Origin of the sequence: Burkholderia sp. KJ006, assembly GCF_000262695.1 — a bacterium.
GTDB classification, from domain to species: Bacteria; Pseudomonadota; Gammaproteobacteria; order Burkholderiales; family Burkholderiaceae; genus Burkholderia; species Burkholderia vietnamiensis.
On record NC_017920.1, the window covers coordinates 1,211,058 to 1,225,341 of the forward strand.

The window sequence follows — 14,284 nt, forward strand, 5'->3', positions numbered from 1 at the left end:
CCCGGCGATCGTGTCGGCGACACCCTCCGTGATCCTCAGCATTCTGGAGATTTTCCGTGTCGACGAATTCCAGCGAAAGAGCCGGCGGTCTGATCGAGGTGCGCTCGATCGATTTCATTCCCGATGCCGAACGCCACGGCGGCCTGCTGAGCCAGTTCACGCTGTGGCTGTCGGCGAACCTGCAGATCACGGCGATCGTCACCGGCGCGCTCGCGGTCGTGCTCGGCGGCGACGTGTTCTGGTCGCTGATCGCGCTGCTGCTCGGCCAGCTCGTCGGCGGCGCGGTGATGGCGCTGCACGGCGCGCAAGGGCCGCAACTCGGGCTGCCGCAGATGATCTCGAGCCGCGTGCAGTTCGGCGTCTACGGCGCGATGATCCCGATCGTGCTCGTGTGCCTGATGTACATCGGTTTCTCCGCGAGCGGCTCGGTGCTGGCGGGGCAGGCCGTCGCGCAGCTGCTGCACGTCGACGACGCGGCCGGCATCCTGCTGTTCGCCGCGGTGATCGTCGCGCTGACGGTGTTCGGCTATCGCGCGATCCACTTCGTCGGCCGGATCGCGAGCGTGGTGGGCGTCGTCGCGTTCGTCTACATGTTCGCGCAGTTGTTTGCGCGCCACGACGTCGGCGCGCTGCTCGCCAACAAGCACTTTTCGCTCGCGAGCTTCCTGCTGTCGATGTCGCTGTCGGCATCGTGGCAGATCGCGTTCGGCCCGTACGTCGCCGACTATTCGCGCTATCTGCCGCGCTCGACGTCGTCGGCGGCCACGTTCGCCGCGGTCGGCCTCGGCTCGGTGATCGGCGCACAGGCCGCGATGGTGTTCGGCGTATTCGCGGCCGCGCTGGCAGGCAGCGGCTTCGCGCATCACGAGGTGTCGTACATCGTCGGCCTCGGCTCGACGGGCGCGGTCGCCGCGTTGCTGTACTTCAGCATCGCGTTCGGCAAGGTGACGGTCACGACGCTCAACGCATACGGCAGCTTCATGTCGATGGCCACCATCGTCAGCGGCTTTCGCGGCAAGCGCGCGGTGTCGTCGCGCAGCCGCGCCGCGTACATCTTCGGGATGATCTGCGTGTCGACCTTGATCGCGCTCGCGGGCCGCCATTCGTTCCTGAATGAATTCACCGCGTTCATCCTGTTCCTGCTCGCGTTCTTCACGCCGTGGAGCGCGATCAACCTCGTCGACTATTACTGCTTCACGCGTTCGCGCTACGACGTGCCAGCGCTGTCCGATCCCGACGGCCGCTACGGCCGGTGGAACGCGATGGCGATCACGATCTACGTGGTCGGCATCCTGGTGCAGCTGCCGTTCATGTCGACGCACATCTACACCGGCCCGCTCGTCGACGCGCTCGGCGGCACCGACATCTCGTGGATCCTCGGCCTCGTCGTGCCGGCCGCGCTGTACTACGTCGGCGCGCGCGCGTCGCGGCGCAGCATCCCGGAGCATCTGATCCTGCCGCTCGAACACGGCGGAATTCCGCACTGACGTCACGCGCCCCGCGCAGCGTTCGCGCCGCCGCATCGCGCGGCGCCGCACCCACGGCCCGGTGCGCGCGTGCCTACGCGCCGAGCCGCTCCGCGAGCGAATGGCGCTGCATGCAGCGCTCCATCGCATCGAGAAACGCCTGCTCGGCCGCGTTCATCCTGCGCTCGCGATGCCACAGCAGGAATACGTCGACGTCGATCAGCCCGTCGTCGGGCGGCAGGCGCCACAGGCGCTGCTGCGCGACGTCGTCGCGCACGATGTGCTCGGGCAGGCAGCCGATCCCGTAGCCGGCGAAGATCAGCCGCCGCACTTCATCGAGGCTCGGCGACGACGCGACGATGCGTCCGGTGAAGCCTTTCTGATCGCGGAACACGGTGAGCGGCGACAGGCTGTCGCCGATCTGGTCGCTGGTGAACGACACGAAGTTCTCCGCGAGCAGGTCTTCCATCCGCAACTGCGTCTGCCCGAACAGCCGGTGATGGCGGCCGCAATAGATCGCATAGCGCTGGCGCAGGAAGCAGCGCATCTGCAGCTTGTCGTGCGGCGTGCGGCACAGGCCGAGCCCGGCGGTGGCCGTCTTCTGCAGCAGCGACGACAGGATGTCCGACGAACGCATCACGTCGATCTGCAGGTCGATGCGCGGATACGCGCGATGGAATTCGGCGAGGAATTCGTCGTAGACGGGCGACTCGATGCGGCTCACCGTCAATAGCCGGATCGACCCGGTGAGGTCGGCGGTGCTGTCGTCGAGCTCCGTGTCGAGGCGCGACACGCCGCCGTAGATGTCGCTCGCGATCCGGTACACGGCTTCGCCCGCCGCGGTCGGCGCGAAGTGCGCGCCGCGCCGCTCGATCAGCTTGCGGCCGAGCGCGTCCTCGAGCCGCCGCAGCGCCTGGCTGACGGCCGGCTGCGTGACATGCAGGCGCGCGGCCGCACGGCTCACGCTGCGCTCCTGCATGATCACCAGGTAAGTGCGCAACAGGTTCCAGTCGAGGCGGTCGTTGACGAAGCGGGCGAGGTCGGCGCGCATCGGGGCTCCAGGCTGAACGTCGGAACGTTGGAATGGGTATTAGCCAGATTTATACGCGAAATAATGATTTGAAATTGGACTAATGATATGTGGCCGCCGATAAAGGAGGCGTGCCGCACCCGGCGGCACGGGGCCGCGACAGACGGCCGGCCATCACGATATTGCGCGTGCCGCGGCGCGCGTCAGGAGCCCCGCATGAGCCAGTCCCTTCCTAGCGCGCGTCAGCCGGCGCGTGCCGCGACCGCGGCGTTCATCGGCACGATGATCGAGTGGTACGACTTCTACATCTACGCGACCGCCGCCGCGCTCGTGTTCGGTCAGCTCTATTTCCCGTCGCACGACCCATTCGTGAGCACGATGGCGTCGTTCGCGACGTTTGCCGTGGGCTTCTTCGCGCGGCCGCTCGGCGGCATCGTGTTCGGCCATCTCGGCGACCGCATCGGCCGCAAGAAGGCGCTGATGACGACGTTGATGATGATGGGCGTCGCGACGGTGTGCGTCGGGCTGCTGCCCGACTATTCGAAGGTCGGCGTGCTCGCGCCGGTGCTGCTGGTGGCGCTGCGCGTCGTGCAGGGGATCGCGGTCGGCGGCGAGTGGGGCGGCGCGGTGCTGATGGCCGGCGAGCATGCGCCGCAGGGCCGCCGCACGTTCTTCGCGTCGTTCGCGCAGCTCGGCAGCCCGGCCGGGCTGATCCTGTCGCTGGTCGCGTTTCGCGCGGTCACGTCGATGGACAAGGCCGACTTCCTCGCGTGGGGCTGGCGCGTGCCGTTTCTGGCGAGCGCGGTGCTGCTGGTGGTCGGCATCCTGATCCGGCTGGGCGTGAACGAGTCGCCGGAATTCGCGCGCGTGAAAGAGGCGAACCGCACGGTGAAGCTGCCGGTCGCCGAAGTGTTCCGCTCCGCGTCCGGGCTCGTGCTGCTCTGCATCGGCGCGAACACGATCGGGATCGCGGGCGTCTACTTCACCAACACGTTCATGATCGCGTACACGACGCAGTACGTCGGCGTGTCGCGCTCGCTGATCCTCGACAGCCTGTTCGCGGTCGCGATCATCCAGTTCGTCGCGCAGCCGGCTGCCGCGTGGCTCGCCGAACGCATCGGCAGCGCGCGGTTCCTGAAGATCGCCGCGCTGCTCGCGATGCTGTCGCCGTACCCGATGTTCATGCTGGTGCAGGGCGGCACGTCCGCGTCGCTGATCGCCGGCATCGCGCTCGCGGTCGTCTGCATGGCCGGCTTCTATTCGGTGATCGCCGGCTTCGTGAGCGACGTGTTTCCGGCCCACGTGCGCTATTCGGCGATCTCGCTCGCGTACCAGGTGTGCGGCGCGCTCGCCGGCGGCCTGACGCCGCTCGTCGGCACCTGGCTGGCGCATCGCTTCACCGGCCAGTGGTGGCCGCTCGCGGTGTTCTACACGGGCCTCGCCGGCATCTCGCTGCTCTGCATCGTCGCGCTCGACGCACGGCGCGCGTCCCGGCCGGCTGCCGCCGAGGCGCTCGGCTCGCGCTGAATCCCGACGCTTCGATCAGCCGCGCCGCGTGTGGGCGAACGCTGCCGGTACGCGACCGTCGCAGGGCGTGCGCGGCGGGATCGGCAGCGTGCGGAAATCGATACCCCCGACGAACGAATTCATTGGAGTGCACATGAACGACTTGCTGGAAGTCGACGGCCATCGCCTGTGGCAAAGCCTCGCCGACATGGCGCGCATCGGCGCGACGCCGCGCGGCGGCGTGCGCCGCCTCGCGCTGACGGACGACGACCGCCGCGCGCGCGACCTGTTCGCGCAATGGTGCCGCGATGCGGGGATGACGGTGCGGGTCGATGCGATCGGCAACCTGTTCGCGCGGCGCGACGGCGCCGATGCGCAGGCCGCGCCGGTGCTGATCGGCAGCCATCTCGACACGCAGCCCGAGGGCGGGCGCTTCGACGGCGTGTACGGCGTGCTCGCGGCGCTCGAAGTCGTACGTGCGCTGAACGACGCGCGCATCGCGACCGACAAGCCGCTCGAGATCGTGTCGTGGACCAACGAGGAAGGTGCGCGTTTCGCTCCGGCGATGCTCGGCTCCGCCGTGTTCACCGGCGCGCTGCCGCTCGACGACGCGCTCGCGCGGCAGGATGCCGACGGCATCGCGCTCGGCGCCGCGCTCGACGCCTGCGGCTATCGCGGCACGCACGCGCCCGGCGGCGCGGTCGATGCGTACTTCGAAGCGCATATCGAACAAGGCCCGGTGCTGGAAGCGAACGGCACGACGATCGGCATCGTCACCGGCGGCCAGGCGATCCGCTGGCTCGATGTGCGCGTGACGGGCGTGGCCGCGCATGCGGGCACGACGCCGATGGCGTATCGCCGGGACGCGTATTTCGCGTGCGCACAGATCGCGCTGGAGCTGGAGCGGATCGTCGCCGGCTACGCGCCGCGCGCGCTCGCGACGATCGGGCAGATCGGCGTCCGCCACGCGTCGCGCAACACGATCGCCGGCGACGTGACGTTCACCGTCGACCTGCGCCATCACGACGATGCGTGCGTCGACGCGATCGAGCAGGCGTTGCGCGAAGCGTGCGCGCGCGTGGCCGCCGCGCGCGACGTGCAGGTGTCGCTCGACACGTGCTGGCGCAGCCCGGCGACGCCGTTCGATGCGGCGTGCGTCGATCTCGTCGCGCGGGCGGCGCACGCGTTCGGCTATGCGAGCGAGCGCATCGTCAGCGGCGCTGGCCATGACGCGATCGTGCTCGCGCGCCGCGTGCCGACCGCGATGGTGTTCATTCCGTGCGTCGGCGGGCTGTCGCACAACGAGGCCGAGGACGCGCTGCCCGACGACGTGACGCGCGGCGCGAACGTGCTGCTCAACGCGGTGCTCGCGCGCGCCGGTGTCGCGACGCACGCGGCGGCCGCCGCGTTCGACGCGTGACGAGACGAACCGACGAGGACAACGATGAAAACCTTCTTCCATCCCGAACAGTTGCTGCACCATCCGCGCACCTACCTGTCGCGCGGCAGGATGCGCGAGCCGCAGGAGGTGCCCGAGCGTGCGGCGCGCCTCGTCGCGGCGGTGCGCGCGCTCGACTTCGACGTGTGCGAGCCGGCCGACCGCGGCACCGCGCCGATCGCGGCCGTGCACGACATGAACTACCTGCGCTTTCTCGAGGAAGCGCACCGCGACTGGAAGCGGATGCCCGACGACTGGGGCGACGAAGTGATGTCGAACGTATTCGTGCGCGACCCGAACCCGCTGCGCGGGATACTCGCGAAAGCCGCGCGCTATCTGGCCGACGGCAGTTGCCCGATCGGCGCGCACACGTGGCGCGCGGCGTACTGGTCGGCGCAGAGTGCGCTCGCGGCGGCCGCGCACGTCAACGACGGCGCGCGCGACGCGTACGCGCTGTGCCGTCCGCCCGGTCATCATGCACGGCGCGACGCGGCCGGCGGCTTCTGCTATCTGAACAACGCGGCGATCGCCGCGCAGGCGCTGCTCGGCCGCCATCGCCGCGTGGCGGTGCTCGATACCGACATGCATCACGGGCAGGGCGTGCAGGAGATCTTCTACGATCGCGACGACGTGCTGTACGTGTCGATCCACGGCGACCCGACCAACTTCTACCCGGTCGTCGCCGGTTACGAGGACGAGACGGGCGCGGCGGCCGGCGACGGCTACAACCTGAACCTGCCGATGCCGCACGGCGCGCCGGAGTCGGCGTTCTTCGAGCGGCTCGACGATGCGTTGCGCGCGCTCGCGCGTTTCGAGCCCGATGCGCTCGTGCTCGCGCTCGGCTTCGACATCTACAAGGACGACCCGCAGTCGCAGGTGGCCGTCACGACCGACGGGTTCGGGCGGCTCGGCGGCGCGCTCGGTGCGCTCGCATTACCGACGGTGATCGTGCAGGAAGGCGGCTATCACCTCGAGAGCCTCGACGCCAACGCGCGCGCGTTCTTCAGCGGGTTCGCCGTCGCACGCTGAGCGTCGCGGGCGCGGCCGCCGCGCGCATGCCGCTGACGATGAAGAGCGCATCGGCATCCCGGTGCGGGCCGGTCGCCCGTTGCCGGTCGCCGGTAACCGGTTGTCGCGCCGCGTGCCGGCGTAATGCGGATCGCGCGGCGTTTACGAATTCGCGGCAACCGGTGCGCGCCGGCGTTGCGCCCGCTGCAGCGCGACCAGCGCGAGGCCGGCCGCGGCGATCAGCGCGCCGACGAGCGGCACGGCCGGGTAGCCGAAGCCGGCCGACAGCGCGGCGCCGCCGGCTGCCGCGCCGAGCGCGTTGCCGAGGTTGAACGCGCCGATGTTGACGGCCGACGCGAGGCCCGGCGCTTCGTGGGCCGCGCGCATCACGCGCATCTGCAGCGGCGGCACCACCGCGAACGTCGCGATGCCCCACACCAGCAGCGTGAGCGCGGCGCCGACGTGCGTGCGGGCGAGCAGCGGAAAGGCGGCCATCGTCGCGATCAGCAGCACCAGGAAGCCGATCAACGTGCCGTCGAGCGAGCGGTCGGCGAGCCGGCCGCCGGCGATGTTGCCGATCGAGAAGCCGACGCCGATCAGCACCAGCATCGCCGTCACGAAGGCGGGCGTTGCGCCGCTCACGTGCGCGAGCGTCGGCGCGACGTACGTGTACAGCGTGAACATCGCGCCGGCGCCGAGCACCGTCGTCGCGAGCGCACCGAGCACGACGGGACGCGTGAGCACCGCCAGCTCCGCACGCAGGTCCGGCATCTTGCCGGCGTCGCCCTTCGGCAGCGCCGCGAACAGGCCGGCGATCGCGATCACGCCGAGCGCCGCGGTGGCCGCGAACGACATCCGCCAGCCGATCATCTGCCCGAGCCAGGTCGCGGCCGGCACGCCGCCGACGTTGGCGATGGTCAGACCCATGAACATCGTCGCGACCGCGCTGGCCTGCCGCTCGCGCGGCACCAGGCTGGCCGCGACCACCGAGCCGAGCCCGAAGAACGCGCCGTGGTTCAGGCTCGTGACGAGCCGCGCGAGCAACAGCGTCGTATAGCCCGGCGCGACGGCCGACAGCAGGTTGCCGAGGGTGAAGATCGACATCAGCGCGATCAGCGCCGAGCGGCGCGACCAGCGCGCGAGCAGCAGCGTCATCAGCGGTGCGCCGGCCATCACGCCGATCGCATACGCGCTGATCAGCATGCCGGCCTGCGGAATCGACACGTGCACGCCGTCGGCGATCACCGGCAGCAGGCCCATCGGCGCGAATTCTGTCGTGCCGATGCCGAACGCGCCGGCGGCGAGCGCCAGCAGCGGCAGCGCGGTGCCGTGGGCCGCGCGGGAGGGAGAAGTGGAGTTGGGGTTCACGCGATGCCTTCCTGTCAGCGTTGCGCAACGGCAGCGGGCCGTCGCGGACAGCCTGCAGTGTGCCCACATTGTTCTGATGAAAAAAGCCGCATGCGCACGAAATAATCTTGATTCGATGTCAAGAATGCGTGAGGCGGGCGGCGTGCCCGCGCGCTGCGACGGCCGCGTCGGCGGGCCTCGAGCAAAAAAAGCCCCGGTCACAGGGGGACCGTGACCGGGGCGAAAAGGCATCCTCTCTTTGGCACGAGGAATGGATGCGCGCGAAGTATATTTCGCGGCATTGCGATTCGAAATGACGTTAAACGGCTGTTTTTGGCGTCAATTTAAAAATACCGACACGGTAATGTTGTGCGTTATGTATTTGAAAGGATTTTCGTCGGGGTGCTGAAGTGTTTAGTGCGCGATGGCCGCGAAGCCGGTCGCGGCGGCGGGCTGGCGGCCTGCCGGCCGAACGAGCGCCGACGAGCGCGGCTGCTGTGCGCGCTTGCGCTCAGTCCGCCTGGTCGACCACTGCGTGCACGGCTTCGAGAAACCGCGCGACGACGGGAGACGCCGGCACGGCCGCGCCGTCGAACACGAACTCGATGTCGAAGCGGCTCGCCAGCTCGTCGAGCGCGACGAGCCGGACCGTGTGCGGACACGTCGGCGCCGCGCTGTGCGGCACGAACGCGCAGCCCATGCCGGCCGCGACGAGGCCGATCAGCGTCGGGATGTCGCTGCCGACCTGCGCGATGCGCGGCGTGAAGCCCGCGCGCTCGCATTGCGCGATCAGGAAGCGGTGGTGCGCGGCCGAGCGCTGCGCGTCGAACCACACGAACGGTTGGTCCGCGACGTCCGCGAGCGAGCGCGGCGCATCGAAGGGCTCGCCGGGCGGCGCGGGCATCGCGAGCACGAAGCGGTCGCTCAGCAGCCGCACGCCGGACAGGTGCGGCGCCTCGTCGCGACGCCACGCCATGATCCCGCCGTCGAGCTGGCCGCGCACCAGCGCGTCGGCCTGTTCGGCCGACAGCATCGGCGCGATCGACAGCTTCACGTCCGGGCATGCGGCGCGAAACGCCTTCAGCACGTTCGCGAACACCGGCAGCGGCAGGCAGTTCGGCAGCGCGCCGAGCCGCAGTTCGCCGAGCTGGCCGGCCGCGCTGCGCAATGCGCGTTCGCGGCTGTCCCGCACCGTGGCGAGCACGGCGGTCGCATCGCGCAGGAAGCTCGCGCCGGCCGCCGTCAGCGTGACGCCCGTCGCGCGGCGGATCAGCAGCGGCGTGCCGATCGCGTCCTCCAGCTCGCGGATCTGCCGCGACAGCGCCGGCTGCACGATGCCTGCCGCGCGGGCGCCGCCCATCACGCTGCCGGCTTGCGCGACGGCCACGAAATAACGCAGGTGACGTAGTTCGATCTGACGCATGCGGGTGGGGACTCCGGTTTCCGGTTTCGGTTGGTGCGAATGATATGCCTGGCAAGCATGGCGAATACGCTTCGATGGTATTGGAAAAGCATGGCCCGCGTGCCGTACGATGGTTGCCGTTGCCGTTGCCGTTGCCGTTGCCGTTGCCGTTGCCGTTGCTTGATCGACGGCTGCGCCCGTCCCTCGTGTTCCATCGTGATCCACCATGCCGCTCCATATTCAGACGCCGTACCTCCGTTCGCACACCGCCTCCCGCCGGCTCGGCGCCGACGTCTGGTTGAAGCTCGATGCGCTTCAGCCGTCCGGTTCGTTCAAATTGCGCGGGATCGGCGCGGTGTGCGCGGCGCGACAGGCGGCCGGCGCGCGCCGCTTCGTGTCGTCGTCGGGCGGCAATGCGGGCATCGCGGTCGCGTATTGCGGGCGCGAACTCGGCGTGCCGGTGCTGGTGGTGGTGCCCGAGACCGCGTCCGTGCGCGCACGCGAACTGATTCGCGGCGAAGGGGCCGAGGTCGTCGTGCATGGCGCGAGCTGGGTCGAGGCCAACGCGTTCGCGCTGGCGGCCGTCGGCGAGCACGACGCATTCGTGCACCCGTTCGACGATCCGGTGTTGTGGCGCGGGCACGCGACGATGGTCGACGAGATCGCGGCCGTCGGCCCGAAACCCGACGCGATCGTGCTCGCGGTCGGTGGCGGCGGGCTGCTGTGCGGCGTGCTGGAGGGGCTCGCGCGCAACGGCTGGCACGACGTGCCGGTCGTCGCGGTGGAGACGGCGGGCGCCGACTGCTATGCGCGCTCGGTCGCGCAGCGGCGTCCGGTGGAACTGCCGGCGATCGAGAGCATCGCGACGTCGCTCGGCGCGAAGCGGCCGTGCGACGCGGCGCTCGAGTGGGCGAGCCGGCATCCGGTTCATCCGGTCGTCGTATCGGATGCGCAGGCGGTGGCCGCCTCGTTGCGGCTGGTGGACGAGCACCGGCTCGTCGTCGAGCCCGCGTGCGGCGCCGCGCTGGCCGCGCTCGAACGGCCGGTGCCAGTGCTGGCCGCGGCGTCGAACATCGCGGTGATCGTCTGCGGCGGCGTGACGGCGACCATCGAGCAACTGCAGTCGTGGAGCACTACGTTGCGATGAGGTGTGGCCGTCCGTGACGCTCGGCCGGTGAATGACGGCGATCGAGCCCGATGCGTGACGGCGGCGCGAACGGACGGTGGTGGCTTGTCGGTGTGACTTCGTGGTGTCTGTCGCGCGGGTTCGGCGGGGCTGGCTCGCGATTCGCGTTGCCGTGAGCGGATGCGAGCGCGGCGCGTGAGGTGGTCGGCCGCAGCGGCGCAGATCGCTATGCGACGACGAGGACGAGGGCGTGTCGTACCCGCCGTCGGCCGCATGCACGAGCGGCGCGCTCGCGATCGGTTCCGCACACGGCGGGCGAAGCGCCGACGCATCGAAGCACTGTGTCGCGCGAAACGTCCACCGTTCCGTCGCTACGTGCGCATGGCACGCGTGGACGAGGGGCGCGTGGTCAGTTGGCCGGCGCTGCGCTGACCGCGGTCGGCGCGAACGATGCTATGGGATCGGCGGTGGGTGCGGACGCCGACGTATTGCTTGCGGAGGCCGCAGCGGCGTGCGTGGTTGCCGTTGCCGTGGGACCGGACATTGCCAAAGCTGCGCTCGAAGCGACCGGCGTGCCGCGCGTGCCGGTGGGTGCCGACGCGGAAACCGCTTCCGACGCAGCGGCATGAGGCGGCGCAGACGAAGCCGTGGAAGCGAGGACGGGAGCCGAAGCGAGTGCTGCGGCCGTAGCCGATGCAGAAGCCGCAGCATGGGCCGCAGCCGAAGCAGCTGAACCGGCTGCCGAAATCGAAGCAGTCTCGAGTGCTTGCGGTGAAGCCGGAGAGAGCGTCGCGGCCGGAGCGGACGCCGAAGCCGAGGCAGGTGCAGCGGTCGAAACAGCGGCTGGCAGCGACGCAGTAGCTGAAGCCGGGCCGTGGGCTGAAACAGGAGCGGAGGCCGAAGCCGAAGCGAGTGCTGCCTCCGAAACAGCGGCTGGCAGCGATGCCGTAGCTGAAGCCGGGCCGAGGGCTGAAACAGGACCGGACGCCGAAGCCGGTGCGGGTGCCGAAGCAGGAGCAGGAGCAGGAACAGCTGTCGACCCCGAAGCAGGTGAAGGCGAAGCAGGTGCCGCGGCCGGAGCGTGTGTCGAAACTGGACCGTGGGCCGAAACCGGAGCGGATGTCGAAGAGGCTGCCGGCGCGGAGGCCGCTGCGGGTGCCGAAGCAGGTGCCGAAGCAGGTGCCGGAGCCGGAGCAGGTCCGGAAGCCGAAGCGGCACCAGCGGCAGAAGCCCGAACCGGAGCCGCAGCCGGACCAGTCGCCGAACCCGCTCCTCCACCCGGCGTCGCCCCGCGCATCGCACTCGGCGCGACCACGGCCGACCCAGCCGCCGCCCCCACCGGCCCCCCCGAACCCGGCGCGACCCCCGTCCCCGAAAGCGGCACCGGCGCGGCCGGCGGCGTCGGTACGACCGGCGTCGTCATCTTCATCGGTTCGCCTTGCGGCGTCGGCGCCGGCTCGGGCAGCGGCGCGACATGCTCCTTCTCCGCCGCTTTCACGGTCGCGCGATCGCGGCGGGCCGGATCGATCTTCAGGAAATGGTCGACCAGATTGAAAAAGCGTTCATAGAAGACGCCCGCCGGAATCGTCTCGCTCGCCGTTTTCACGAGCGCGTCGTCGCTCGAGCCGATCGGCAGCGACAGCGAGCCGAACACGCTCAGGCCGACGCTCGCCGACGTATTGGACTTCTTCAGCGTATAGCGGTCCTGCACCGCATTCACGTACGCGATGCTCGACGAGCCGTCGGCGTTCGCGTCCGCGCACACGACGTGAAACTCGATCACGACGTGCATGTCGTTGTTCGGCTGGAAGTTCTTGCTGCCGTCGACCGCATCGTTGCGCGACGACGACACCACGTAACCCTGGCTCAGCAGCGAGCGCCGCGCGGCCTCGCAGGCCGCCTCGGACTTCGCATGGAACGTATGCGCATACGGGCTGCTCGTCGCGTCGAACTGTTCCTGCTGATAGATCGGCTTGGGCGGCGACGAGCACGCGGCCAGCACGGTGGCGGCCGCGAGCGCGCACGAAACGGAGGACAGGCGAAATCGGTTGTGCATGGCGTCTTTCAGAGGGCTCGGCGAGTTGCCGCGACGGCGGGCGAGCGCGAGGTCGCGCGACGTCGGTGCGCGCACGGCGCGCGCGGCAATCTCGTATGGCCGGGGCGTCATTATAGTTTCGTTTGATGTCGCGCTCGCTTCAGTCGGCCGGCGTCGCGCGTGCCGCCGCGAGCAGTTGCGACGCCAGCGGATGGTGCTCGCCGCGGCGCGAGCGGATCGCGTGGATTTCCTCGGTCACGTCGCCCGCCCGCCCGAGCCGGCGCAGGCCGCGCAGCAGCGCCGCATCGTTCGCGCCGAGCTCGCTGAGCGGAAACACGCCGAGGCCGCGCGCGCCGAACACGGCCATCAGCGCGCTGTCCTCGAATTCGCCGGTCACGCGCGGCACGATCCGTTCCCGTTCGAGCCACAGGTCCAGGCGCGCGCGCAGCGCCGAATGCGCGGTCGGCAGCAGCACCGGCAACTCGGCGAGACACTGCGGAAAACGCTGCCGCGCGGCCGGTGTGACGAGCGCCGCGGGGCCGTACCAGTCGACCGGCGATGCGACGAGCCGCTCGCTCGTCACGCGCAGGTTCGAGCCGGCCGGCGCGCCCTGGCCGGCCAGCACGAGGTCGAGATGATGCAGCGCGAGCTCGGCCAGCAGCGCATCGTGTTCGCCCTCGTGGCACAGTAGCCGCAGCGCGGGCGTCTCGAGCACCGGCGCGAGGATCGCATGCGCGGCGAGCTTCGAGATGCCGTCCGCGAGGCCCACCGCGAGCCGCACGGTCGGCCGGCCGGCGGCCGCGCGCACGTCGTCGGGGATCAGCCGGCCCATCTCGAAGATCACCTCGGCGCGCGCATACGCGGCGCGGCCGGCGTCGGTCAGCGCGACGCCCCGGCCGGCCGGACGCAGCAACTGATGACCGAGCGACTTTTCCAGCTCCCGGACCTGCGCGCTGATCGTCTGCACGGCCATGTCGAGCCGCTGCGCGGCGCGCGCGAAACCGCCTTCCTTCACGACGACCCAGAAGTAGTACAGATGGCGAAAATTCAGCATCGCGACGATATATCGAAAAAACCGCACCAAAGCTCAGATTCTCGCTGATTTTTCCGAAGTCGTGGATTGCCTATCATCAGGTTTTCCTCTCGCGAACCGGGCCTTCCATGGACTACCTGCTGACGCTTGCCGCCGACCCCGCCGTCTGGGCCGCGCTTCTGACCCTCGTGGTGATGGAGGTCGTGCTCGGCATCGACAACCTGATCTTCATCTCGATCCTCAGCAACAAGCTGCCCGAAGCGCAGCGCGCGCGTACGCAGCGCATCGGCATCGCGCTCGCGCTCGTGATGCGCCTCGCGTTGCTGGCCAGCGTCGCGTGGATCGCCAGCCTCACCGAACCGGTGTTCACACTGTTCGGCCACGCGTTCTCGTGGCGCGACGTCATCCTGCTGTCGGGCGGCCTGTTCCTCGTCTGGAAGGCGACCACGGAGATCCATCACCACGTGTCGCACGACGGCGACGACGACGGCGCGCGCAGCGGCGCGGCCGGCCTGACGATGTGGGCCGCGGTCGGCCAGATCGTGATGCTCGACATCGTGTTCTCGATCGACAGCATCGTGACCGCGATCGGGATGACCGAGCACGTGCCGATCATGTTCGTCGCGGTGATCGTCGCGGTGAGCGTGATGCTGTTCGCGGCACAGCCGCTCGCGCGCTTCATCGACCGCAACCCGACCATCGTGATGCTGGCGCTGTCGTTCCTGGTCGTGATCGGCATGACGCTGATCGCCGAAGGCTTCGGCTCGCATGTGCCGAAGGGCTATATCTACGCGGCCATGGCGTTCTCGGCGTTCGTCGAAGGCATGAACATGCTGGCGCGGCGCGCGAAGGCGAAGCGCGCGGCGCGGGCCGAGCGTCACTGAGCGTAGCTG

At 69.7% G+C, this 14,284-nt stretch carries 10 protein-coding genes and 1 pseudogene; 6 read left to right on the top strand and 5 right to left on the bottom strand.

The features are described from left to right. Window positions 1-56: 56 nt before the first annotated feature. Window positions 57-1,487: a purine-cytosine permease family protein gene (locus MYA_RS05520; protein WP_014722790.1), complete on the top strand. Its 1,431-nt coding sequence runs from the start codon at window positions 57-59 to the stop codon at window positions 1,485-1,487. A 73-nt stretch (window positions 1,488-1,560) separates the two neighbouring features. Here the strand turns inward: MYA_RS05520 and MYA_RS05525 are convergent, their stop codons facing one another. Beyond that, entirely contained in the window at window positions 1,561-2,517 is a 957-nt protein-coding gene (locus MYA_RS05525) for a LysR family transcriptional regulator (RefSeq protein WP_011884220.1), read from the bottom strand. A gap of 195 nt (window positions 2,518-2,712) precedes the next feature. Here MYA_RS05525 and MYA_RS05530 point away from each other — a divergent pair, with 195 nt between their 5' ends. From MYA_RS05530 to MYA_RS05540, 3 genes are all read left to right on the top strand, one after another. Further along, window positions 2,713-4,023, top strand: a complete 1,311-nt coding sequence (locus MYA_RS05530; RefSeq protein ID WP_014722791.1) for an MFS transporter — start codon at window positions 2,713-2,715, stop codon at window positions 4,021-4,023. Between the two features lie 133 nt (window positions 4,024-4,156). Next, the gene (locus MYA_RS05535; protein WP_041493805.1) at window positions 4,157-5,422 is read left to right on the top strand and encodes a Zn-dependent hydrolase; all 1,266 of its coding nucleotides are present in this window, start codon (window positions 4,157-4,159) and stop codon (window positions 5,420-5,422) included. Window positions 5,423-5,446: 24 nt separating this feature from the next. Beyond that, the gene (locus MYA_RS05540) at window positions 5,447-6,469 is read left to right on the top strand and encodes a histone deacetylase family protein (RefSeq protein WP_014722792.1); all 1,023 of its coding nucleotides are present in this window, start codon (window positions 5,447-5,449) and stop codon (window positions 6,467-6,469) included. A gap of 141 nt (window positions 6,470-6,610) precedes the next feature. Here MYA_RS05540 and MYA_RS05545 read toward each other — a convergent pair whose 3' ends face one another. After that, window positions 6,611-7,816: an MFS transporter gene (locus tag MYA_RS05545; RefSeq protein ID WP_014722793.1), complete on the bottom strand. Its 1,206-nt coding sequence runs from the start codon at window positions 7,814-7,816 to the stop codon at window positions 6,611-6,613. A 490-nt stretch (window positions 7,817-8,306) separates the two neighbouring features. Further along, window positions 8,307-9,218 (bottom strand): LysR family transcriptional regulator, encoded by a 912-nt coding sequence (locus MYA_RS05550; protein WP_014722794.1) that lies wholly within the window; start codon window positions 9,216-9,218, stop codon window positions 8,307-8,309. A 205-nt stretch (window positions 9,219-9,423) separates the two neighbouring features. Here MYA_RS05550 and MYA_RS05555 point away from each other — a divergent pair, with 205 nt between their 5' ends. Continuing rightward, on the top strand, window positions 9,424-10,344 hold the full coding sequence (locus MYA_RS05555) for a pyridoxal-phosphate dependent enzyme (RefSeq protein WP_014722795.1): 921 nt from the start codon (window positions 9,424-9,426) through the stop codon (window positions 10,342-10,344). Window positions 10,345-11,212: 868 nt separating this feature from the next. Here MYA_RS05555 and MYA_RS29365 read toward each other — a convergent pair. Both MYA_RS29365 and MYA_RS05565 read right to left on the bottom strand, forming a co-directional pair. Beyond that, window positions 11,213-12,379: pseudogene (locus MYA_RS29365) on the bottom strand (DUF2242 domain-containing protein); the annotation flags it as partial. Between the two features lie 139 nt (window positions 12,380-12,518). Continuing rightward, window positions 12,519-13,412, bottom strand: coding sequence for a LysR family transcriptional regulator (locus MYA_RS05565; RefSeq protein ID WP_034193230.1), 894 nt, complete (start codon window positions 13,410-13,412; stop codon window positions 12,519-12,521). 107 nt (window positions 13,413-13,519) lie between these two features. Here MYA_RS05565 and MYA_RS05570 point away from each other — a divergent pair, with 107 nt between their 5' ends. Next, a complete protein-coding gene (locus MYA_RS05570) occupies window positions 13,520-14,275 on the top strand; it encodes a TerC family protein (RefSeq protein WP_011884237.1) in 756 nt (251 codons plus the stop codon). Window positions 14,276-14,284 lie beyond the last annotated feature (9 nt).

What these genes read in the sequence shown, in the direction of transcription:
- MYA_RS05525 (WP_011884220.1), bottom strand. Translation starts at nt 2,517, where the DNA reads ATGCGCGCCGACCTCGCCCGCTTCGTCAACGACCGCCTCGACTGGAAC.
- MYA_RS05530 (WP_014722791.1), top strand. Translation starts at nt 2,713, where the DNA reads ATGAGCCAGTCCCTTCCTAGCGCGCGTCAGCCGGCGCGTGCCGCGACC.
- MYA_RS05535 (WP_041493805.1), top strand. Translation starts at nt 4,157, where the DNA reads ATGAACGACTTGCTGGAAGTCGACGGCCATCGCCTGTGGCAAAGCCTC.
- MYA_RS05540 (WP_014722792.1), top strand. Translation starts at nt 5,447, where the DNA reads ATGAAAACCTTCTTCCATCCCGAACAGTTGCTGCACCATCCGCGCACC.
- MYA_RS05550 (WP_014722794.1), bottom strand. Translation starts at nt 9,218, where the DNA reads ATGCGTCAGATCGAACTACGTCACCTGCGTTATTTCGTGGCCGTCGCG.
- MYA_RS05555 (WP_014722795.1), top strand. Translation starts at nt 9,424, where the DNA reads ATGCCGCTCCATATTCAGACGCCGTACCTCCGTTCGCACACCGCCTCC.
- MYA_RS05565 (WP_034193230.1), bottom strand. Translation starts at nt 13,412, where the DNA reads ATGCTGAATTTTCGCCATCTGTACTACTTCTGGGTCGTCGTGAAGGAA.
- MYA_RS05570 (WP_011884237.1), top strand. Translation starts at nt 13,520, where the DNA reads ATGGACTACCTGCTGACGCTTGCCGCCGACCCCGCCGTCTGGGCCGCG.